Consider the following 21,458-nt stretch of genomic DNA (forward strand, 5'->3'; position numbering starts at 1 on the left):
TGGAGCGTTTTATGACATCAACCACACCTGAATATGACTACATCATCGTTGGCGCAGGCTCAGCAGGCAATGTGCTGGCCACCCGTTTGACCGAAGATGCCAACATTAAGGTGTTGCTGTTAGAAGCGGGTCGCCCAGACCATCGCTTAGACTTTCGCACGCAGATGCCAGCAGCGCTCGCTATGCCGTTGCAAGGTACTACTTATAACTGGGGTTATAAAACCGATCCTGAGCCCTATATGAATAACCGCGTCATGGATTGCGGTCGCGGTAAAGGACTGGGCGGCTCGTCTCTGATTAATGGGATGTGCTATATCCGTGGTAATGCCTTAGATTTTGATGACTGGTCTGAGATCAAAGGCCTAGAAGATTGGACCTATTTGGATTGCTTGCCGTATTTCAAAAAGTTAGAAAATCGTGATGCTGGCGAGAATGACTATCATGGTGTGGGCGGTCCGGTTGAGATGACCACCTCCAAACCTGGGGTCAATCCTTTATTTGAAGCGATGATCGAAGCAGGCGTGCAAGCAGGCTATCCAAGCACGGATGATTTAAATGGCTATCAACAAGAAGGCTTTGGGCCGATGGATCGCTTTGTGACGCCTAATGGTCGCCGCGCTTCGACTGCTCGCGGTTATCTCGACCGCGCCAAACCGCGTAGCAATATCACCATTTTAACGGGTGCATTGACTGACGTAATCTTATTCGACGGTAAGCGCGCTGTCGGCGTTAAAGTCGCGCATCAAGGTCAAACCAAGAATTTTTACGCGTCTCGTGAGGTGATTGTTTCATCAGGTGCGATTGCCTCGCCGCAATTATTGCAGCGCTCTGGTATTGGTCCTGGTCAATGGCTTAAAGATTTGGGTATCAATGAGATTTTAGATTTACCGGGTGTTGGTAATAATCTACAAGACCATTTAGAGTTGTATATGCAGTACGAATGTAAGCTGCCAGTGTCGATTGCGCCTGCCAATAAATGGTGGAATAAGCCTGCCATCGGTGCCGAGTGGTTGTTCAATGGCACAGGACTTGGCGCGTCAAATCAGTTCGAAGGTGGCGGTTTTATTCGTACCGATGAGAAGTTTACCCATCCTAATATTCAGTATCATTTCCTACCGTTAGCAGTGCGCTACGATGGTCGTAGTGCCGTGAAGTCGCACAGTTTCCAAGCGCATGTGGGCTCATTGCGCTCGCCAAGTCGTGGTCGCGTCAAGCTGACCTCAAAAGATCCAAGCGCGCATCCGAGCATCTTGTTTAACTATATGTCTCACGAGCAAGATTGGCAAGAGTTCCGCGCTGCCATGCGTATCACCCGTGAGATTATGCATCAGCCAGCGCTCGACCCTTATCGTGGTCGCTCGATTGCGCCAACCGATGACTTGGTGACCGATGCGCAGCTAGACGAATATGTTCGTAATCATAGCGAGACCGCTTACCATCCTTCGTGTACTTGTGCGATGGGTGAAGGTAATGATTCGGTCGTCAATGGCGAAGGACTCGTACACGGCATCGATGGCTTGCGCGTCGTTGATGCGTCGATTATGCCAAATATCATCAGTGGTAATCTAAACGCCACCACCATTATGCTTGCCGAAAAAATCGTCGATAAGATGCGTGGTAAGCAGTTGCCACGCTCGACGGTAGACTATTACGTTGCCAATGGTGCACCGCTTAGAACTGAGCCGATGCGCGCTTACCGCTCTACTGTCTAAAGAGCTATATGAGCTATTAGGCAATGAAATATATAAGCAATTTCAATAAGAAGACCTTTCCACGCAAAGGTCTTTTTCATCAGCGCTAACGTATTAAGTATTTTTAATACTGTTATGGCTGCCTTTGATTGTCATTTAAATTTTTATTTACATCGCAATTTTTATTTATTGGTACTGCTTTGTGCGTCATACAGTCCTCAAATTATGACGGACAAATCAATATCAGACCCTGTTTAATTTACCTATTGAGGTCTTTTATGTACAGCTCGCCATCAAAAGATGCGACGAAACCCCTGACTCTAAACAAGACGGTTTTTTTAGGTTCAGCTATTATTTCTATTTTATTAATTATCTGGACGATTGCGTTTCCAGATTATAGTGAGACATTGTTAAGCTCAAGCATGGCATGGGTATCAGAGAGTTTTGGCTGGTATTACATGCTGGTGGTTGCCGCTTACAGTATATTTGCACTATTTGTTGGTTTTTCTAAATACGGCGATATCAAGCTTGGGCAAGATCACGAAAAAGCCCAGTTTCCTTTCCTAGCATGGGCCGCGATGCTGTTCTCTGCGGGTATCGGTATTGATTTACTGTTTTTTGGTGCCTCTGAGCCATTGATGCATTATTTAACGCCGCATACGGGGCTGGAGCCTGCCAGTGCAGAAGCCATGCGCGAAGCACTTGCGCAAACCTTTTTACATTGGGGTCTACATGGTTGGGGTATTTATGCACTCATCGGTATGGCATTGGCGTACTTTGCGTATCGTAAAAACATGCCATTGGCGCTGCGTTCACCACTGACGCCTATCTTTGGCGAGCGTTTAATCAAGGGCTGGCTTGGTGATGGTATTGATACCTTTGGTGTTGTTTGTACCTTGATGGGTATCGCCACCAGCTTAGGCATTGGGGTATTGCAGGCCAATGCTGGATTGACCCATGTTTTCGGTATTGAATCTAGCAAAACAGTCCAGACGCTTATTATTGTAGGTGTCGTTGCTGCTGCAGCTATTTCGGCGATGACAGGTGTGGAAAAGGGCGTCCGCCGCTTATCTGAATTTAATATGCTATCGTCGATATTACTATTAATCGCCATATTGGTGATGGGTAATACGGTGTATTTGCTGAATACCTTTACCCAAAATATCGGTCAATATTTCCAAACCATTCTCTTTAAAACTTTTGATGTATATGCCTATGACGGTACTGCTGGTGCCGACTGGAAATCAGGCTGGACAATTTTTTTCTGGGCATGGTGGGTCGCTTGGGCACCGTTTGTTGGTCTATTTATCGCACGTATTAGCCGTGGTCGTACCTTGCGTGAGTTTGTCTTTGGTGTGATGTTTATTCCGCTTGGTTTCATTTTTGCCTGGTTCTCTATCTTTGGTAATTCAGCGATAGATTTGGTTGCTAATGGTGCCACTGAGCTTGGTGAAATCGCTGTTAATGACGCCGCCATGGGTATGTTTGCCTTGTTTGAGTATTTTCCTTACAGTGACGTTTTATCATTCGCTGGTGTGGTCATTGGTTTAGTATTCTTTGTGACCTCAGCGGACTCAGGCGCGTTAGTATTAGCGAATTTGAGCTCACGCGGCATGACCAATGACACGGACGCTCCTGTTTGGTTGCGCTTGTTTTGGGCAGCAGCAACGGGTCTTATCACTTTAGGATTATTATTTGCTGGTGGTTTTGCCTCATTACAGTCAGTATCCGTTATTGCAGGTTTGCCATTCTCACTCATCCTTGTGCTCTATATGGTGTCGATGTGGAGATCATTAAAAGAAGAAGGTAATAAACGTAAGGCAAGTACGATTGGTACGGCTAATGTGCTGGATAGTGGTAAGAGTTGGAAAGCACGCTTGCAACGTATCGTCAGTTTCCCTAGACATGCACAAGTTGAACGCTTTTTACAAAATGTGGTTAGACCTGCCATGACGGAAGTTGAAAAAGAATTTGCGGCAGGCGGTCTAAAAACCTCTTTGGACATCCGTAACCCTGAACATATCGGACAAGATATAGATGAAGGCATGGATGAAAGTAGCGGTCAAATAGATGGTCTAAAATTGCGAGTTGGACATGGCGATGAAGATGACTTTATTTATGAAGTTAATTTGATTAAAGCTGAGCGTCCTAACTTTACATTGAGCACCTCAACTAAGAATGCAGAGTACTATTATCGTGCCGAAGTGTTCTTGAGTGAAGGCTCACAAGAGTATGACTTGGTAGGTTACTCCAAAGAGCAAGTATTGGTCGATATCTTAAATCAGTACGAGCGCCATTTGCAGTATCTACATTTAGAGCGTTAATTGATTTATCAACACGTCCTGAATATTTAAGTAAAAACACTTAAGTAAAAACATCGTAACAAACAACCCCATAAGTTGAATGCAGCTTATGGGGTTGTTTTATGAAAAATAAAATCAGTAGATATAGGGTAAAATATATAAAGATACGTTTCGGATTATCAGTTTCGAAATATTAGCAAAGGATAAGTTTGTGACCACATTAAAGTACATCGCTCATTATTCTGAGCAAGTTCAAACCCAAGCGGCATTGCTGATTAGCGATGGTAAATTGGGCGCATATCTAGAAAAAAAGTATCCCACTCAGCACCAAATAAAAAGTGATAAGGCGCTTTATCAGTATATCAATGAGATAAAAAACCAATATATGCGCAAAGTGGGACAGTTATCGAATGTCAGCTATAGCAGTAAATTAACGGTTCTCAAACATGCGCTAGGTATTCATACCACCCAGTCTCGCATACAGGGCAGCAAGCTCAAATCGCACAACAGCATCACCGTGGCCAGCTTATTTCAAGAAGCGCCGCCTGAGTTTTTGCGCATGATTGTTGTGCATGAGTTGGCGCATTTTAAAGAGCATGAGCACAACAAAGCTTTTTATCAATTATGCTGTCATATGGAGCCTGAGTATCATCAGTTTGAGCTTGATACGCGGTTGTGGCTGCACTGGCGCGAACTGAGTTGATCGCAGTGCTGTATTCTTTTCTTCTCTTCTCAAAATGAGGACACGCCACAGATTGTATTTCTTATCATAACTTTCTTATCATAACTTTCTTATCATAAATAATATTATACCTTTTATTAATATATTTTAGTGTATAATTTAATAACGATGATTTTAATGATGGTTGATAAATGGAGAAGATGATGAAACGGATAGTTGCAACTGCACTTGCTATAAGCGCCGCCTCACTGATGGTTGGCTGTACAGCGACCAATGCCATGTCACAAAAGAGTGACGTCATTCCAGAGAATAAAAAACCGACGCCATCGGTGTTGATAAATGTGACATCAGAGGATGCTCAAGTGCAGCTGATGTCGATGGTACTGACCATGCAATCAGCGCAGCAAGGTGCCAATACTCGAGTATTGCTCTGCGGTCCAGCCGGTGATATGGCGCTCCGTGACGCACCCAAAAGTGTGACCACAGCACAACCGCCTAAAAATATGAGCCCACAGGGTTTGATGCAAATGGTCATGAAGAATACCAATACCAAGGTTGAGGTTTGTGCGCTTTATCTACCGGGTAAGGGTATTGACCAATCGGCACTGATTGACGGCGTGAGTGCTGCTGATCCTGCTGACATCGGGGCGCTAATGGTCGATCAAACCACCAAGATAATGAGCTTTTAGGCAGATAAAAAATAATTAGTAGTTTGATGAATAGAAAGGGTGTGATATCAGTTATCGCATCCTTTTTTTGTGTCAGTCATTTTGGCTAGTGGAATTGCGTTATAATCCCAGCTAAGCACTGTTTACCAAGTAATATTCGCCAAGTACTCTTGGCTGAAAAACAAGTACCATAGATCCTAATTCATAAAAGGTTATGAGCAATGATTAATACCAAAATTTATAAAGCAATTTATACTTTAGCTGAAGAGTTATTGGAAGCTGATCGTATAGGCAATCAAGCAGCATTTGATGGGTTTTATGCTGAATTAGAAGCCATTTGTAACGATAATGAAAATACCGATAAAGACCATCCAGAACAGTGGGAAACATTGGCTGACTTTACCGAAGATTTAGACGAAGCCTTAGTTATTTATGACAAGGCCTTAGCGAAAGCGACTGCGATTAATTCAAAAGATCATCTGTCGTCGATTGCTTTTTCTATGGCGGTTCTACAGCTTGAGACAGGTAACAAAGAAGCGGCTATTCAAAGTCTACAGAATGCCAAAATTACGGCTAATAAGATTGAAGATAAAGAGTTTAAGGTTGAGATAGACGAGCTGCTTACCAAGTTGTTGGCTGAATAACTTCGATACTGAGTACTGAAAAAGCTTCAACTAAGCAGGAACGATTTGTTATGCAAAACCTACCTATTGTAATTATCGGTGGTGGCTTGAGTGGCTTATATGCAGCATTTTTATTAGATCAACGAGGCATCGATTATATATTGCTTGAGGCGCGTGATAGATTGGGCGGGCGCATCGCTGTTGCGAAATCATCAGTAGATCAGAATGCTAGTAGTCAAAGTGTCGATAATGAAAAATCAAACGATGGCTTCGACTTAGGGCCATCGTGGTTTTGGCCAGAGTATCAGCCGCATTTGAGCAGTCTTATCGAGGCATTAGATTTACCACGTTTTGCGCAATTCGAGGACGGCGACATGATGGTTGAACGTGCTGCCAATCAGTTACCTATCCGTACCCAAGGCTATCAAAGCTCGCCACCGTCTATGCGCCTCGTCGGTGGTATGGCAGCGCTCATTGATGCTCTGTATGTGTGCTTAAATCCTGCGCGCATTATCACGGGGCAAATTGTAAAGCATGTAACCAAGACTGAGCGCTGTATCAGCATAGAGAGCGAGAGCAGCTCTGAAAAGATAACAGCTGGTCAAATAAATACTTATCAAGCGCAGCATGTGCTCCTTGCGCTACCGCCTCGTTTGGCGGCGAGTAACATCAAGTTTGAACCTGCTTTACCACAGGCGTTGATAACAGAATGGCAAGAGACCGCGACATGGATGGCGCCACATGCCAAATATGTGGCGGTTTATGATTCGCCATTTTGGCGCAATCAAGGACTATCGGGTTCAGCGCGCAGTGCAATAGGGCCACTTACTGAGATTCATGATGCGTCCTTGGTAGATGGCGAAGGTGCATTATTTGGCTTCTTTGGGGTTCCTGCTCACGTCCGTCAAAGCGTCTCTGAAACAGAGCTAAAAGCCCATTGCCGAGCGCAGTTGGTACGTTTATTTGGCGCACAGGCAGAGACGCCAACGGCTGAGTATCTGAAAGACTGGGCGCAAGATTCATTGACCGCGACGCCTGCTGATGCCAGTGGCGCAGGTCAACATGCTGTCGCACCGAACGCTAAGCCAAATACAGGGGTATGGCAAAACTGCCTAACGGGTAGCGCAAGCGAATGGTCAGAGGCGTTTCCTGGTTATATTGCTGGTGCTATCGACGCGGCAAATAAGGCAGTACAGGGTTTAGATTTAGGTTTGTCTGATGGGCTATCGTCATCAGCGTCACCATCCAATGGGATAGTTGATGAGTGAGTCTTTAGAACAGCCAGCTTCTCGCAACACCAGCACATGGCTCATCCCTTTTGCTTGCTTGTTAGGCGGAGGAGGTCTGATTGGTATTTCTACCAATTTGGCAAAATATGCTGGTGAGATAGGTGTTACACCACTGGCATTTCTCTTTTGGTCCATCACGGGCGCTGCTGTTATTTTATTGATCGTTGCATTAATACGCCACGAATTACCTCCCTTAAATGCGCGTAGCTTTGAATACTATTTTGTGGCGGCGCTCATCAGTGTTGCAGGTTCTAATTTACTACTGTTTTCGGCTATCCCACATGTGGGTGCAGGTTTCGTCGCGCTCATTATCTCGCTTCCACCATTGTTGACTTATCTTGGCGCATTGGCACTGCGGATGGAGCGATTTAATATCGTCCGCGCTTTGGGTGTGGCCGCGGCGCTTCTTGGCGCAGGAGTATTGGCAGCGCGTAAGTTTTTGACGCCAGACGCCAGTGTTTTTTGGATTTTGATCGCGCTTTGCGGGCCAGTATTACTGGCTATTGGTAATATATATCGCACCTTACGTTGGCCTGATAAGGCATCACCTAGCGCACTCGCGCCAGGTATGCTAATCGCGGCGTCGCTGTTGCTGCTGTCATTCAGTGTATTGCCTAATTTTTCAGTTAATATGCCACTAGACTGGGTGCCGCTAGGTTTGATTGGCATACAAGCCGCCGTATTTGCAGGTCAATTCTTATTGTTGTTTTTACTACAAAAAACCGGCGGTCCTGTTTTATTAAGTTTATTAGGATCGGTCGGCGCAATTGTCGGTGTGCCAGTGGCTATTTTTTTGCAGGGTGAGATGCCGCCAGAAGGGCTGTTTTTGGGTGCTTCATTGATCGCACTGGGCGTTGGTTTGGTGACATGGGGCGGGGTGAAAATGGCGACCACATCGATAGAAACTACGTAAAGATGACCATTAGGATATAGCGCTCAATACGCCAACCTATAAACTAATGACCCTACTAGAGCATATGTTTGCACTGTAACTATCCAAAAGTGTAGCCATGTAGAAATGTCACTATTTAAAAATGTCACTATGTAGAAATGCCGCTATGCAACCCTCACAATAATCATTTTTTATCTAATCTAACCTCACAAAACCTCGTTAGAACGTAAATATTACCGTCACTGCCAATCTATAATTTATCTACAGCCATTTTAGCAATCAGCATGGCTAAGTATGAGTGTTCAACAGCGCATCATAATTGGTTACGATTATCTCAAATCAGTTTTTGTGAGTAACATAAAAAAGGAGTATAAATATCGTGGTTATTCCTATCATGGATTAGGGCGATGCATGCAGCCAAGCGTTATCGATTGTTAAATAATGTCACGATTGTCATTAGTATTATCGGCGTAGCCATTGCTTTATTAGACAGTGGTTTCACGCTGCCGATGTGGCTACAACAGGTTTTCCATATTTTTTATCTGGCGATTATTTTTTTAGGCTTTGTTGTGACGGCAGGGCGTTACTTCTATAGCAAAAAGCCGCTGACTCTAAATAAAGTCGCGGTCTTTGACTTACTGACCAGTATCGCGATTGTCATTTTACTGGTAGCGCATTTCACTGATTTGGTGCGCTCTGGGATGTCGGTCGCTGTTGATGGCTTCGTTGCCATCAAAATTGCCGTCTTTGTGACCTTTATTCGTGAAATATCTGACCATGATTTTAATCTTAATCGTACCTTTCTAAACCCTGCACAGTTTTTTATCTTAAGCTTCCTGTCATTGGTATTGGTCGGTGCATTGCTACTGATGATGCCCAATGCAACGACGCAGCCGCTGTCTTTCATTGATGCGCTCTTTACCGCGACCAGTGCCGTCTGTGTGACTGGTCTCATCGTGGTAGATACGGCGACTTATTTCACAACTTTTGGGCAAGTCATTATCATGGGGCTGATACAGATCGGCGGCTTGGGTATTTTGACTTTTGTGACGTATTTTAGTTATTTCTTTAAGGGCGGGGTCAGTTATGAGACGCAGGCGAGCATCAGTGAGATGTCTTACATGCGCGGCATGGGTGATGTGGTATCGACCCTCAAATCCATCTTATATGTGACATTTGCCGTTGAGGCAGTGGCTGCGGCACTCATTTATATTAGCATTTATGACATACCAGATATGGATTGGTCTGAGCAGTTATTCTTCTCTGTTTTCCATGCGATTTCTGCGTTCTGTAATGCTGGATTTTCTACATTTAGCGCTGGCATGTATGATGACGCGCTACGTTTTAATTACCCATTACAACTGATTATCGCCACGACCTTTATCTTTGGCGGCATGGGTTTTGTCATTGTGGTCAATGTGCTGCGTTATTTGCGTGATCGTGCCGAGCGCCTGATATATCGCCATGATCAGCGTTATATTTATCGACCATGGTTGCTCAATATTAATAGCCGCATAACCTTGATTACGACGGGCGCTTTATTGCTGGTAGGTCTCATCGGTGTGATGATATTTGAATATAATAATGTGCTGGCAGACCATCGCAGTTTTTTCGGTAAGCTTGTCACAGGGCTGTTTACTGCTGCCACGCCGCGAACCGCAGGATTTAATACCATCGACATGGGTGAACTCGCGTTTCCCACGATTATGTTGACGATATTTTTGATGTGGATTGGTGCCTCGCCAAACTCGACGGGCGGTGGTATCAAAACCAGTACGTTTGCGATTGCACTGTTAAATACTTTGAGTTTGGCACGTGGTCAGACCAATGTTGAGGTCTTTAAGCGGCAGATTGCTGACATCTCAATTCGCCGTGCATTTTCTATTATGTGGCTGTCTTTATTGGTCATCGGTATGGGGGTGACGCTCATCAGCTATGATCAACCAGAGCTTGATTTAATCAAGGTGGTTTTTGAGTGTTTTTCAGCTTACAGCACGGTGGGATTAAGTCTGAATTTGACGGCAGATTTATCAGATTTTAGCAAAATAGTGGTGTCTGTCATTATGTTTGTTGGGCGTGTCAGCATGTTGACCATCTTTATTGCCCTACTTAAAAATAGACGCCAGCGCAATTATCGCTATCCAACTGAAGAAATCACGATCAATTAAATGGTCGTAAATAAGCCATTTCATCATTAAAAAATACTGAAAAAGGTTAATAAGGTTATGAAATATATCATCGTAGGGTTAGGGAACTTTGGCTCATCGCTAGGCATGGCGTTGACCCGTCAGGGGCACGAAGTGATTGCCATTGACAGTAGCATGCAAAAGGTTGAGGCGTATAAGGAAGTCATCTCTCATACCATCTGTATGGATGCCACGGATGAATATACTGTCAATGGTTTACCGATTATCGACACCGATATCGTTATTGTCGCAATCGGTGAAGACCAAGGCGCAAACGTCATGGCGACGGCATTATTTAAAACCCTAAAAGCAAAACGTTTGATCAGCCGTAGTATCAATCCACTGCACGAAAAAGTGTTGCAAGCTATCGGTGTGGACGACCTTATTCACCCTGAAAAAGAGGCGGCCAATCGCTGGGCCAAACGGCTGTCGCTACGTTATTTCGTCGACTCGTTTGAGCTGAGTGATCATTTCAGTATGGTAGAGATTAGCATTCCCAAGTCGTTGATTGGTCAGACCGTTGATGACTTGCAGTTGGAGCAAAAGTTCAATATTCGATTGCTTAGTACCCTGCGCTATGAGTATTATGAAGACAGCTTTGGTCGTACGCAAAGTAAGCCTAGTATTAAAGGTTTGGCGGCGCCTGAGCAAGTATTGCAAGATAAAGACGTATTGGTCATCTACGGTGCTAACAAGCATATCAACGAGTTTCTGCGTAGTGTCGGTGTGAAAATCAAATAAACATTTGCAACAGCCGTGACATGAAAAGGTAAAGGGGAAACTTATGAGTAAGCGCACTATATCCATTTTGTTGCTTGCGACGATGGCATTGTTGTCAGGCTGTGATCAGACGCCGCAAGACCCGAACGTGTTATATTCAGAAAAACATCAAGACCCCATTCAAGAGCTGGAGATGACAACAGCGGTTGATCGTAGCCAGTTTTCCTATAAACAAACCTTTTATGTGCCCATTTATTCTGACATTTATACTGACAGAGACAATCGTAAAGTCTTGCTATCAGCGACTCTGAGTGTACGCAATACCACGCTAAAAAGATCACTATACATCAATAAAATTGACTACTATGGCACTGATGGAACCTTTATAAAATCCTATTTAAACAAACCGATTGAGCTTCCAGCAATGGCCACGCTCAATTATATCGTCGAAAAAGAAGAGGATAAAGGCGGATCGGGCGCCAACTTTATCATCGAAGTCGAAGGGATAGACGAGACGGTCAAGCCTGTCATTGAGGCGGTGATGATCGGTAATTTTAGCAATAAAGGCTTTGCATTTAGTACAGAAGGTACGCCAGTGGTGCATTGATTAAGGATAATAAAATCCAAGGAAGGGATATGTCTGCAACCAAAGAAGAAATTGTCGCCTTTATGGCGTTAGAGTTTCCACAAACCAAATGTGTCATCGAGGCAGTCGGTGACAATCGCTCGACCTTATCACACGATATTGGTAACAATGAATTGCGTCCCGGTGGTACGGTCTCTGGACCAGTATTGATGAGCATCGCTGATGTGGCTCTCTATGTGGCGATACTTGGTAAAATAGGTATTGTGCCATTAACGGTGACGACGAGCTTGACCATTAACTTCTTGCGTAAACCCTCAGCAGAAGCACGTATTATCGCTGAGTGTACGTTGATGAAAGTTGGGCGCACGCTAATCGTTGGCGAGGTTGCGCTTTATTCTGAAGGCTCTCGCGACATGGTGGCTCATGTGGTTGGTACGTATTCCGTACCGCCTCAGCACGTTTAGCTATTTTTAGCCCATTTTTAAAATGAGGATAGGCTCTAAAAAAGCAGTTCTATAAAAATTAATGTCATAAAATTAATACTGATAAGGACTGCTACTGTTTGGTTGCCTCGACCTGAATGTTTAAGTGAAGGTTTTTAGTAACGCCAAACCACGCATATTTATCGATATTCCATTTGGTGCGATCAATCATCGCCGTAAAATCCCCACCACAAATATCTTTTTTGAGCGTAGGGTGTAGATAACAGTCAAACTTAGTCGCTGTTAAGCTAATAGGGTGGGTTTCGCCATGCAGCGTTAGATGACCGTCTACTTTTGTGACCATTGGGCGTGATTTGTCTTGGCTAAAATACCATTTGTTAGAATCAAAACGTGCCAATGGAAAGCGCTGCATATCAAAGAAGCTAGGGCCTATCAAAGTCTGGTTAAATGCTTTATTCCCCGTATTTAGAGAGCTGATCGGAATGACCAAGGAGATATTGCCAGTTTTTAGACTTGAGTCATATTGCAGTTGACCTTGGACATTATAAAAGCCGCCCGCAGTGGCAGGGGATTGGAAGCGTTCAATGGCAAAGCGCACATGGGTGCCAGCAGGATTGATGGTATAACTGGCGGCATGGCTGCTATGTGCAGCGCTTATTATTAATAATGGCAGTGTCAATGTCAGTAAAGGGTAGATATTTGATTTTTTTAGAATAAAAGATAGGATGCTCATAGCTACATTCCTTTGCGGGCTATTGATAAATAAAGAACGTCGTCGACGAGCGCAATCCATGCTGTTACTCAATATTAAGTCAGGCAGTCATAACTATTTATACATTACTTATCAAATGCTTAGTAGCTTTATTTTTATAAGAGTATCATTGTTAATTTGGCTATTATTTAACAGCTAAAATTGGGTTTTCGACGATTTTTGAAAGCTTGCCGCATCAGTTTTTTTGCCATTAGCATTGATACTGTTGGCTTTATTCGCTACTGGGTATTTAAAAAATAGCGTTGCAAGCGCGCAGGTTATGGTCAATGACAGAAGCATCGATACTAATGTATGACTAAAAAAGTGATCACCAAACAGCATTTTATACAGTCCCATTGTCCATCCTACGACCGTGACTATTTCAAATATTCTATAGCGATACTGATGGAGAGTGGGTAAAAATGCCAAGCCATATAGAGAAAATCCGGCACTGGCATGAGCTGCTGGGAAGCACTTGGCAGGCGTGTTAGCGACTATATTTTGCCAAATATTTAGATAAGGCAAGTCGCCACCAAACAGTATTAAATGATTGGGGCAACTGACATGAGTCACACCTTTGAGTAGCGCAATCATACTGGGAACGGCAATTAAAACAAGCAGTAGATAACCTATTTCACGCGTGGATAAAGGCGTGAGCCGTTTATCGTACTGAGCATTTTTTATTACCAGATTGATGTCTGAATTCTGTTTATGTCTCAGAATTAGAACGGCTATGAGATAAATGCCAAGCAAGATGAGTAGCAATTTAGGCAAGTCATAAAAAATAAAGGCAAAAGGTTGTGTGCCTTTTTCTAGTAGCCAGTGTCCATTAGTGTAAAAAAGCTCACTAATATGAATGTCTAATTGGCTGTGCTCAAACAACAGTGTCGCTATGATGGTCAAACATAGGAGTTTAAGCCAGACTCCATTGGCTGAATATATTTTCAAAATACAACACTCAATAATGCCATCATCCACAAGATAAATAGCAGTAGTAATGCCAAAAATTGTGCCGCAGAGCCAACATCTTTGGCTATCTTTGCCAATGGATGCTTGGCGGTCGATGTGTGATCGACACTGGTTTCGATTCCCGTGTTAATGAGTTCGACAATTAACGATAAGAAAGAAGCAACGACCAGCAGCATTTTGACGCTGATAGTGAAAGGGCACAATATAATAGCCGTGAATAATATGAGATTGAGCCAAAATACTTGTCGAAAAGCCGCCTCAAATTTGTAAGCTGCTTTAAAGCCGTCCAGAGAGTAACCAGCGGCTTTTATAATACGGTAAAATCCTGTTTTACCCTTGGCCTCACTGGCATAGCTATGAGGTAGCAGTTGTTTTTTGCCTGCTATTGGGCTTAAACCCCCACGACTCGTCGACTGGTTTTCAAGATTAATAGGATTTGCTTTATTCATATCAAATGCTTCACAGTCTATTAATATCAAGGTATGCGATAAATATTAATCATTTAACCATGGTCGAATGTTCAATATGCCCTAAGTATAAGCGGGTAGGCATTAAGAAAACGTTAAGCTTTTTTAAAATAGAGATCTGCTCTAATGATAATTGATGATAAAGGTACTGCCACCTAACGGATTGACTTGATGAGTAAGCTGCCAGCCCATATGTGTCATGATGCGCTGTACGATACTGAGTCCCAAGCCTGTGCCTTCTGCTGGATAATGGGCGTCAGCTGCCGATGACGATTCTGTATCCAATGAGATGTCTTTATACTGCTGCTCTAGACGCTCAAATCTCTCATATAGCAGCGGCATCATCACCTCAGGAATACCTAGACCAGTATCAGTGACGGTGATTTTTTCAGCATCGATAGTGATGATGACCTCACCCTCATCGGTGTACTGAAACGCATTTTTTATCAAATTACCCAGTGCCATTTTTAGTAGTTCAGGTCGTACGTGTGCGACATACAGCTGTTCTGCGACTACTTTACAGGTGACTGACTTATGGCGAAGCAAGTAATTTAAGCGCTGTACTTCATTTAACGCGATGTCATTGATAGACGTTGGCGGTGCATCCAGTTTTTCAGGAGCACGAGACAGCAATAATAAGGCGCTGATAATCTCCGAGGTTTCTTTGGCGGTCGTACTGATACGAGTGGCAAATGCGCTCAAGTGAGGATCGTTTTCTAGTTGTGAGGACAATACTTCTGATGCCCCCATGATAATCGTCAAAGGCGTGCGTAGCTCGTGACTGACATCACCAGTAAATAGCTGCTCGCGTTTGAGGTACTGCTCAAGTTTGTGGTTTTTTTCATCGATTGCGCGTGCTAACACGCCAACCTCGGAGGGCAGATGCGTCAATTCCGTCAAGTTGCGATGATCTGTTTCTACGGCTTGCTTTAAGTCTAATAAAGGTTTAATGATTTGCTTGGAGGACAGCGATGAAAATATCGCTGCAATCAATAAGCTCAAAATGACCGCTACTTTTAGGGCGTTGGCAAATATGTCTTCTAAATGCTCAAATATAACCAGAACAGGGTAATTCCCCATCACCATTTCAGTGTTTTCTAAGTAGGTTAAAATGTAGTTTTCTTTGTCTTTTTTATAATTAAAAAAATGTAACTCTGTTGTCGATTGACCGTTTTCAGTGGTGACAGTGACGGGCATCTCTTGTACGGTTTGGGTGGCCAGTTTTTGCAGATTGCTCGGTGCATTATCGAAGCGATAAATTTTAATACCCGGTTCAGCGGTATAAATAGGCTGATCGCCTTCTTTTTCTTGGCTAAGCTCTAACTGTTGTAATAAGCGAGCTTTGACCAGCTGTTGCTCCATTCTGACTTCGGCATACATGAAAATACTGACGAAAGTGGCACACAGTAATAGGGCAAATAACAAGTAGGAGAGTCGAAACTTATTGGCGATGGAGTCGATATTAAACATGATATTTACTTCGTTGTGAAAGACGTTGAGAGTCAAATAAGGACATCAGACGATGGTTTTTTAGGCTTTATCTGGATCGATAATCTGGTAACCGACACCGGGCAACGTGACTATCATGATTTTATCGAACGGCTTATCTACCTGCGCACGGACCCCATGCATGTGAGTGCGCAGTGCATCACTGCTTGGTATGTCTTCGCCCCATACCTTTTCTTCCAGCTCGGTTTTGCTAACCACGCGCGGCGCGGCGCTCATTAAGGTATGTAGTATTTTGAAGCCTGTGGGTGTGAGTTTTAGCGACTTACCTTCACGTGTAATCGTATGCTCACTATGGTTTAAAGACAATGTGCCAACAGTTAAACCATGCTCAAAATGATCATCTTTATGTCGGCGTATGAGAGCCTTAATACGAGATTCTAATTCCACCAATGAGAAAGGCTTAACTAGATAATCGTCAGCGCCACTATCGAATCCTGCCACTTTATCTAAAATCGTATCGCGAGCGGTCAGCATCAATACTGGCGTTTTGTCATGCAGCTCTTCCCTGAGCTTTTTGCACAGTTTAGTGCCGTCCATACCCGGCAGCATGACATCTAACAAGATGACGTCATATCGATTATTTGATGCGAGCGTTAAGCCACTAATGCCATTATGGGCATTGTCTAGCTCAAAGCCTTTCGGCTCAAAAAAAGCATAAATATTGGCGACGATATCGGGATTGTCTTCAATGATGAGTATCTTGTACATGAGTATTATTACCTAAAAAGGCGGAGCGATGATAAAGAATTCAATTAGCCACTTTAAAAAAGGTGGGTGCTGCTTTGGTTTCGTCAGTGGTGATACCAAAAAACTGAAGCAAGGTTGGCGTAATAAAATCATGTGATACGGGCTGATCAATCATGTTAGCTAGGCTAGTCTTAGCAATAGTGCTGCTATCAATGCCGTTGCCATTCGGTGACCAAATAATCACTGGCACGTGCTTTTGAGCATTTGGCGCAATAGCGTATGGCAGACCATGCAAGTAAATATTGTTTTCGCCCAAACTTTCTCCATGATCACTAATATATACCATCACCACCTCATAATCTTGCTCATAAGGTTTTAAGATGTCGATCACGCTATTTAAAAAATAATCTGTATAACGAATGGCATTGTCATAACCATTGATAACCGATTGGTTGTCGCATTTTGATAGCTCATTGGTCATACAGACGGGCTGATATTCTGCAAAATCTTTAGGGTAACGCTTAAAATAAGCGGGTCCATGATTGCCCATTTGATGCAGCAAAATAAGTGTGTCTTTAGGTGTCTCTTTCTGTGAGCTGCCTGACTTAACCAGTTTATCAAAACCATCAAGCATGCCTATGTCTCGACACTCAATATCACAATCTGGATTGAGCGCGGCTGTTTTATAATCCTCAAAAGTTACGCGGTCAGCCACCCCTTTGGCGCTAGAGTTATTGTCTCGCCAAACGACCTTGACGCCTTGCTTGTGTAGTGTATCGAGCACGTTTTCATTATAGCTAGCGCTATCAGGGTCATAATTTTCTCTATTGGCGTAGCTAAACATGCAAGGTACTGAATAGGCGGTGGATGTGCCGCATGACGAGGCGTCTTTAAAGCTGTAAATGTCTGATTGTTTTGAAAGCAAAGGCGTGGTGTTGCGCTCATAACCGTTTAAGCCAATATGGTCAGCGCGGACGGTTTCTCCTACTACAAATACCATCAACTTAGGTTTTACAGCGCTGTTGCTAGTGTTAAAAGAAATGCTGCGTTTTGCATCTGTGGCATGGGGGATTAGCGTATCGGGACGACGGCGCTCAGCGATATAATCAGTACCCAGTTTGATAACAGAATAAACAGGGGTAATAGGATTGACATAACTACGGACTATTTTGTGCTGGCGAAAAAAGCTGGCGTATTGGTCACCAAATGGCACTAGACACACCGCTACCAATACGATAGGTAATAATAGGGTGACTGATTTTTGAAGGGTTGCTTGTTGCCAAGACAATCGCTTTAGACGAATGTTACCAATCATGAAAGCAGGCACTATACCTAGTAAAAACAGGCGAATAAATAGACTGGGTGCCATCAATCCCATGGCTTCTGCTTGATCGGTTTGTAAGCCGTTAATGAGCATATCACGATTAAATATCGTCCCGTAGGCGTCGGTAAAGTAACCACAGATAGCTGCAATCAGCACCATTATGATAAGTACTACTTTTGCTGTTGAGCGATGACACAGCAGTGACAACACCAACCACATCAGCCCAAATAATAAGCCTGTGATGGAAAAAATAAAGCTCGTGTTTGTGCTCAATGGATAAACGCTGAGTACTTGCTCAAAAAAGCCAATATTCGCCGTCGCTACTAAGTACAGAGCAACGGCTATGATCAGATGGTTGAGATTGATCTCACGATCATAGAGCTTGCTTAGTGAGCGGCTTTTTTTATTAGCTTTGGGCGCATTGATTTTGGCGGCTTGAGATATTGACATACAAGTACTTCTCAACAGGATGGTAAGGAGTGTAATGCCTTACAGTAACAAGTACGCTGTTAAGAAGATGTTAAGGTAGTTGAATTCAATAAGATATTAGGACATATTAGGGTCTGTTGAACATTCACAAATAGGCACTGCTGATTGATCAAATCGTTTCAGACAAGGCGCAAATTGAAGATAATGCTCGTGCCTTAGCTAGACTTGCAACACAGTATGAAGCGATTTTAACATCAGCTCAAAGAGACAGGACTCTTTTTTGCCGCTTCGTCATTAAAAACATCCGCTTAGAACGACTAAACTAGATATTTTTAATCTAAAATCGACTAAAAAATAGTCACTGTCAGTGCCGTAGTCGAATGTTCAACAGACCCTAATAACCTAAACGATGACACATCCTAATTTAAACCTGTGCGAAAGAGCGTGCCAACGACAACAAAGGCGACAGAAAACAAAGTGACCAATATGATATTGATTGAAAATCCTTTCAGGGTGTGAATAGACAATCTGGGTATTCGATAGAAACGAGCGTGCAAGGCAACCAGAACAGTCATTAGTAATAATAGTAATTTGAGACTAATAAGAATACTAAAATCATTATCAAGTTTAAACCATGCAGCAATGTTGGGTAATAGCTGGTAGGCCATCCAAAGTCCAGTGATTATTTGCAGCACCAAAGCTGGCATCCCAACCCTTTCAAACAGCTGCTCAAATTGCATCAGGCCATCAATATTTCGGGATGATAGCGCTTTTGGTAAGACCACCAAGGTCAAAATCAGATGACCACCTGTCCAGACAGTAGCGCCTAACAAGTGTAGTATGAGTATATAGTTAAGCATAGATAACAATCCTTAAATGCCACTGACATAGGGCTTTATGTCGATTAACTGAGGTACTTAATCATGAAACGCGTCGCACAATTACAACCATTATCTCGTCAACATCATCTAGGTCTGAATCTATCTCGCCATGCTAAAGAGTGTGCTGATGAACCTAACGCAATTGCCGAGCATTGGCTAAATATCACGTCTTATATTAACGAGATGCAACAGCATTTTCAGATTGAAGACAATCTAATGGCTCATGCCTTACAGCCTCATAGCAGCTCCAATCCTGAGGTGGCATCGGTACTAAATACACTTGATGCGCAGCACAAGTCCCTGCATGCACTCATGGCAGAGGTTCAAGATTTGCCGCACTCTCAAAGCAATCACGTCACCGTTGGACAAGTCAAAGAACTCGCCACCTTGCTATACGATCATATTCGTTTTGAAGAACGAGAATTATTTCCTATCGTTGAGCGCTATCTGACAACAGAAGAATTAGAGGCTATTTATGATGCCAGTCCAGACAGTATCAAACGCTCCGATGAGAACCGCTAAAGCGCATTTTTTATCAAAATTTTTTTAATCTATAGCGAGATATCCTGCGTCAGAAAAATACTGCTGTCCAGCAGGCGAGCGAAGATAGTTTGAAAAATCTGTCGCGGCAGCAGTCTCACTAATCACCAACCCGTCTTGCAAAATAGGGGGGTAAGACTCTGGCGCTAACGTATAGAACTGCTCAGGCGTGGCTTTAATCGCTGTCAGTTGTGATTGAGCGACAAAGCCATAATCGACATTGCCAGTGTGCGCATATTGAAACGCTTGCCCGATATTTTCAGCTTGAATAATGCGACTTTGCTCAGTGAGAGTGTCAAAGATATTTTGTGATTGCAGGTACGCTTGTGCCGACTTGCCATAAGGGGCGAGTTCTGGATTGGCAATGGTGATTTTGCTATCAGATTCAGACATCAATAATGCATTTAAAGTAGTCGTATTGAGTCCTTTAAGGGATTTGTTAACACTATAAAGTGCCAGCTGACCTTGGGTATAAGTAAAGGGCTCGTGGGTTGCTTCGTCAGCAGATTTTGCGTTATCTAGTTTTTCTTTGGCAAGCTTGGCAGGAAATTCTTGATTGGCGGATAAAAATATATCGTAAGGTGCGCCAGAGGTAATCTGCGCATATAGCTTACCTGAAGAGGCATAAGTCACGTCAATCGCTTGTGCAGGCAAATTCTTATCCATTTTATAACCCGCAATAATCTCAGGCAATACATCTGATAAGTTGGCAGCCGCTGCGATGCGCAGTGTTTGACTCTGCTCAGTGGCATTGTTGGCGTCCGATTGAACAAGCTCAGCGGTTTGCTCTTTGCTACAAGCGGTGAGCGTTAACGCTAAGCAAGCTGATGATATCGTTATTATTTTAATCATTATTATAAAACCTTCTTATTATTGCTCTCCAGTGTCGCTCACTGTTATTGCTAAAGGTTAGCTATCGCTTTAAGTAGTCATTTGAAGCGCATTATTACCCATTATTACTAAGCCACTTAGATGAATCGTCTTGGTAATATTCTTGCTTCCAAACTGGAATGTCGGCTTTAATAGTATCTAATATCCAGCGACAAGCATCAAAGGCAGGATAGCGATGGGCAGAAACCACGCCAACCCAAATAGCGACATCACCAATCTCTAATGCACCGATACGATGGATGGCAATGGCATGGGTAATCTCAAAGCGCTTTTTGGCCTCTTCGATAATGGCGCGACCTTGATTAATGGCAAGATCTTCGTAGCCATAATAAGTCAAACGATTGACGCTACTGGCATTATTATGATTGCGTACTCGTCCTTCAAAGCAGACAAACGCGCCGCAACTGTCATTATCAAGGGTGCTTTTAAGCCGATTTTCATCAATATAGGTATCTAACAGCGCAAAACCATCACGTTCAGCGATGAGGTACGCCTCATCAATGGTACGTTTAATGCTCATCGATTGACCGTGTACATTGTCTGTCATAACCATTTTCTCTTATTGTTTTTAAGATTCTTAGTGATATAGATGATAGTTAAATGGTTTTAACCACCAGCTACTGGGGTGATAAAAACCACACTATCACCCTCATAAATCTCATCTGTCCATTTGGCAAAATAGTCATTTACTGCCACGCGTAGCTCCGACTGCGGACGACTAAAGCGATGCTTTTGGCTCAGCTGTTCATACAGTTCGGTCAATGAAGTCGACTGGGGCACAGTGACTGTTTCTTCGTGACAATTGGCTTCGTCAGCTAAGCTAGCAAAGTATAAAATATTAATATTCATCGTGGCATCTATCTCTGAATTTGTATTGCTTTCTACTAAAGTGCTCATAGAAATCTCCTTTATTTATTCATTACTAAG

22 protein-coding genes are annotated in these 21,458 nt (G+C 43.3%); 12 read left to right on the top strand and 10 right to left on the bottom strand.

The window, feature by feature from the left end; translation table 11 throughout:
* Nucleotides 1–11 precede the first annotated feature (11 nt).
* The 11 genes from betA (at nucleotide 12) to JMX82_RS06945 (ending at nucleotide 12,104) form a co-directional block, all read left to right on the top strand.
* Nucleotides 12–1,712: a choline dehydrogenase gene (gene betA / locus JMX82_RS06895; protein ID WP_201539992.1), complete on the top strand. Its 1,701-nt coding sequence runs from the start codon at nucleotides 12–14 to the stop codon at nucleotides 1,710–1,712.
* 257 nt (nucleotides 1,713–1,969) lie between these two features.
* The gene (gene betT, locus JMX82_RS06900; protein WP_055125110.1) at nucleotides 1,970–4,015 is read left to right on the top strand and encodes a choline BCCT transporter BetT; all 2,046 of its coding nucleotides are present in this window, start codon (nucleotides 1,970–1,972) and stop codon (nucleotides 4,013–4,015) included.
* A 190-nt stretch (nucleotides 4,016–4,205) separates the two neighbouring features.
* A complete protein-coding gene (locus JMX82_RS06905; RefSeq protein WP_045447188.1) occupies nucleotides 4,206–4,697 on the top strand; it encodes a M48 family metallopeptidase in 492 nt (163 codons plus the stop codon).
* 182 nt (nucleotides 4,698–4,879) lie between these two features.
* A complete protein-coding gene (locus tag JMX82_RS06910) occupies nucleotides 4,880–5,365 on the top strand; it encodes a hypothetical protein (protein WP_201539993.1) in 486 nt (161 codons plus the stop codon).
* Nucleotides 5,366–5,565: 200 nt separating this feature from the next.
* Nucleotides 5,566–5,988, top strand: a complete 423-nt coding sequence (locus tag JMX82_RS06915) for a hypothetical protein (protein WP_055125108.1) — start codon at nucleotides 5,566–5,568, stop codon at nucleotides 5,986–5,988.
* A 50-nt stretch (nucleotides 5,989–6,038) separates the two neighbouring features.
* A complete protein-coding gene (locus tag JMX82_RS06920; RefSeq protein WP_201539994.1) occupies nucleotides 6,039–7,235 on the top strand; it encodes a flavin monoamine oxidase family protein in 1,197 nt (398 codons plus the stop codon).
* A complete protein-coding gene (locus JMX82_RS06925) occupies nucleotides 7,228–8,169 on the top strand; it encodes a DMT family transporter (protein ID WP_201539995.1) in 942 nt (313 codons plus the stop codon). Before JMX82_RS06920 ends, JMX82_RS06925 begins: the two co-directional genes overlap by 8 nt.
* Nucleotides 8,170–8,555: 386 nt before the next feature.
* Nucleotides 8,556–10,316 carry a TrkH family potassium uptake protein gene (locus JMX82_RS06930; RefSeq protein WP_201539996.1) on the top strand — a complete coding sequence of 587 codons (1,761 nt, stop codon included), beginning with the start codon at nucleotides 8,556–8,558 and terminating at the stop codon, nucleotides 10,314–10,316.
* A 57-nt stretch (nucleotides 10,317–10,373) separates the two neighbouring features.
* The gene (locus tag JMX82_RS06935; RefSeq protein ID WP_045455117.1) at nucleotides 10,374–11,075 is read left to right on the top strand and encodes a potassium channel family protein; all 702 of its coding nucleotides are present in this window, start codon (nucleotides 10,374–10,376) and stop codon (nucleotides 11,073–11,075) included.
* A gap of 43 nt (nucleotides 11,076–11,118) precedes the next feature.
* Nucleotides 11,119–11,661, top strand: a complete 543-nt coding sequence (locus tag JMX82_RS06940; protein ID WP_201539997.1) for a DUF3124 domain-containing protein — start codon at nucleotides 11,119–11,121, stop codon at nucleotides 11,659–11,661.
* A 29-nt stretch (nucleotides 11,662–11,690) separates the two neighbouring features.
* Entirely contained in the window at nucleotides 11,691–12,104 is a 414-nt protein-coding gene (locus JMX82_RS06945; RefSeq protein WP_201539998.1) for a PaaI family thioesterase, read from the top strand.
* A gap of 91 nt (nucleotides 12,105–12,195) precedes the next feature.
* Here JMX82_RS06945 and JMX82_RS06950 read toward each other — a convergent pair whose 3' ends face one another.
* The 7 genes from JMX82_RS06950 to JMX82_RS06980 all read right to left on the bottom strand — a co-directional run bounded on the left by JMX82_RS06950 (nucleotide 12,196) and on the right by JMX82_RS06980 (nucleotide 19,079).
* On the bottom strand, nucleotides 12,196–12,816 hold the full coding sequence (locus JMX82_RS06950; RefSeq protein WP_201539999.1) for a YceI family protein: 621 nt from the start codon (nucleotides 12,814–12,816) through the stop codon (nucleotides 12,196–12,198).
* Between the two features lie 174 nt (nucleotides 12,817–12,990).
* Nucleotides 12,991–13,737: a PAP2 family lipid A phosphatase gene (locus tag JMX82_RS06955; RefSeq protein WP_413786758.1), complete on the bottom strand. Its 747-nt coding sequence runs from the start codon at nucleotides 13,735–13,737 to the stop codon at nucleotides 12,991–12,993.
* Between the two features lie 41 nt (nucleotides 13,738–13,778).
* Entirely contained in the window at nucleotides 13,779–14,252 is a 474-nt protein-coding gene (locus tag JMX82_RS06960; RefSeq protein ID WP_109589356.1) for a diacylglycerol kinase, read from the bottom strand.
* Nucleotides 14,253–14,393: 141 nt separating this feature from the next.
* The gene (locus tag JMX82_RS06965; protein WP_201540000.1) at nucleotides 14,394–15,740 is read right to left on the bottom strand and encodes a sensor histidine kinase; all 1,347 of its coding nucleotides are present in this window, start codon (nucleotides 15,738–15,740) and stop codon (nucleotides 14,394–14,396) included.
* Between the two features lie 60 nt (nucleotides 15,741–15,800).
* Nucleotides 15,801–16,487, bottom strand: a complete 687-nt coding sequence (locus JMX82_RS06970) for a response regulator transcription factor (protein WP_045447165.1) — start codon at nucleotides 16,485–16,487, stop codon at nucleotides 15,801–15,803.
* Between the two features lie 40 nt (nucleotides 16,488–16,527).
* Complete coding sequence (locus JMX82_RS06975; protein WP_201540001.1) at nucleotides 16,528–18,240, bottom strand: phosphoethanolamine transferase; 1,713 nt, start codon at nucleotides 18,238–18,240, stop codon at nucleotides 16,528–16,530.
* 398 nt (nucleotides 18,241–18,638) lie between these two features.
* A complete protein-coding gene (locus JMX82_RS06980) occupies nucleotides 18,639–19,079 on the bottom strand; it encodes a CopD family protein (RefSeq protein WP_045447163.1) in 441 nt (146 codons plus the stop codon).
* 63 nt (nucleotides 19,080–19,142) lie between these two features.
* Here JMX82_RS06980 and JMX82_RS06985 point away from each other — a divergent pair, with 63 nt between their 5' ends.
* Complete coding sequence (locus JMX82_RS06985; RefSeq protein ID WP_201540002.1) at nucleotides 19,143–19,622, top strand: hemerythrin domain-containing protein; 480 nt, start codon at nucleotides 19,143–19,145, stop codon at nucleotides 19,620–19,622.
* 24 nt (nucleotides 19,623–19,646) lie between these two features.
* Here JMX82_RS06985 and modA read toward each other — a convergent pair whose 3' ends face one another.
* From modA to JMX82_RS07000, 3 genes are all read right to left on the bottom strand, one after another.
* Nucleotides 19,647–20,492: a molybdate ABC transporter substrate-binding protein gene (modA, locus tag JMX82_RS06990; RefSeq protein ID WP_201540003.1), complete on the bottom strand. Its 846-nt coding sequence runs from the start codon at nucleotides 20,490–20,492 to the stop codon at nucleotides 19,647–19,649.
* Between the two features lie 94 nt (nucleotides 20,493–20,586).
* Nucleotides 20,587–21,078, bottom strand: coding sequence for a molybdenum cofactor biosynthesis protein MoaE (locus JMX82_RS06995; protein ID WP_201540004.1), 492 nt, complete (start codon nucleotides 21,076–21,078; stop codon nucleotides 20,587–20,589).
* Between the two features lie 59 nt (nucleotides 21,079–21,137).
* Nucleotides 21,138–21,428 carry a MoaD/ThiS family protein gene (locus tag JMX82_RS07000; protein ID WP_201540005.1) on the bottom strand — a complete coding sequence of 97 codons (291 nt, stop codon included), beginning with the start codon at nucleotides 21,426–21,428 and terminating at the stop codon, nucleotides 21,138–21,140.
* Nucleotides 21,429–21,458 lie beyond the last annotated feature (30 nt).

Source organism: Psychrobacter sp. 1044, assembly GCF_904846525.1.
In the GTDB taxonomy this organism is placed as follows: domain Bacteria; phylum Pseudomonadota; class Gammaproteobacteria; order Pseudomonadales; family Moraxellaceae; genus Psychrobacter.

Coding starts and splice junctions, on each gene's coding strand:
- betA (WP_201539992.1), top strand. CDS start 12: ATGACATCAACCACACCTGAATATGACTACATCATCGTTGGCGCAGGC.
- betT (WP_055125110.1), top strand. CDS start 1,970: ATGTACAGCTCGCCATCAAAAGATGCGACGAAACCCCTGACTCTAAAC.
- JMX82_RS06910 (WP_201539993.1), top strand. CDS start 4,880: ATGAAACGGATAGTTGCAACTGCACTTGCTATAAGCGCCGCCTCACTG.
- JMX82_RS06915 (WP_055125108.1), top strand. CDS start 5,566: ATGATTAATACCAAAATTTATAAAGCAATTTATACTTTAGCTGAAGAG.
- JMX82_RS06920 (WP_201539994.1), top strand. CDS start 6,039: ATGCAAAACCTACCTATTGTAATTATCGGTGGTGGCTTGAGTGGCTTA.
- JMX82_RS06925 (WP_201539995.1), top strand. CDS start 7,228: ATGAGTGAGTCTTTAGAACAGCCAGCTTCTCGCAACACCAGCACATGG.
- JMX82_RS06930 (WP_201539996.1), top strand. CDS start 8,556: ATGCATGCAGCCAAGCGTTATCGATTGTTAAATAATGTCACGATTGTC.
- JMX82_RS06935 (WP_045455117.1), top strand. CDS start 10,374: ATGAAATATATCATCGTAGGGTTAGGGAACTTTGGCTCATCGCTAGGC.
- JMX82_RS06940 (WP_201539997.1), top strand. CDS start 11,119: ATGAGTAAGCGCACTATATCCATTTTGTTGCTTGCGACGATGGCATTG.
- JMX82_RS06945 (WP_201539998.1), top strand. CDS start 11,691: ATGTCTGCAACCAAAGAAGAAATTGTCGCCTTTATGGCGTTAGAGTTT.
- JMX82_RS06950 (WP_201539999.1), bottom strand. CDS start 12,816: ATGAGCATCCTATCTTTTATTCTAAAAAAATCAAATATCTACCCTTTA.
- JMX82_RS06960 (WP_109589356.1), bottom strand. CDS start 14,252: ATGAATAAAGCAAATCCTATTAATCTTGAAAACCAGTCGACGAGTCGT.
- JMX82_RS06965 (WP_201540000.1), bottom strand. CDS start 15,740: ATGTTTAATATCGACTCCATCGCCAATAAGTTTCGACTCTCCTACTTG.
- JMX82_RS06970 (WP_045447165.1), bottom strand. CDS start 16,487: ATGTACAAGATACTCATCATTGAAGACAATCCCGATATCGTCGCCAAT.
- JMX82_RS06975 (WP_201540001.1), bottom strand. CDS start 18,240: ATGTCAATATCTCAAGCCGCCAAAATCAATGCGCCCAAAGCTAATAAA.
- JMX82_RS06980 (WP_045447163.1), bottom strand. CDS start 19,079: ATGCTTAACTATATACTCATACTACACTTGTTAGGCGCTACTGTCTGG.
- JMX82_RS06985 (WP_201540002.1), top strand. CDS start 19,143: ATGAAACGCGTCGCACAATTACAACCATTATCTCGTCAACATCATCTA.
- modA (WP_201540003.1), bottom strand. CDS start 20,492: ATGATTAAAATAATAACGATATCATCAGCTTGCTTAGCGTTAACGCTC.
- JMX82_RS06995 (WP_201540004.1), bottom strand. CDS start 21,078: ATGACAGACAATGTACACGGTCAATCGATGAGCATTAAACGTACCATT.
- JMX82_RS07000 (WP_201540005.1), bottom strand. CDS start 21,428: ATGAGCACTTTAGTAGAAAGCAATACAAATTCAGAGATAGATGCCACG.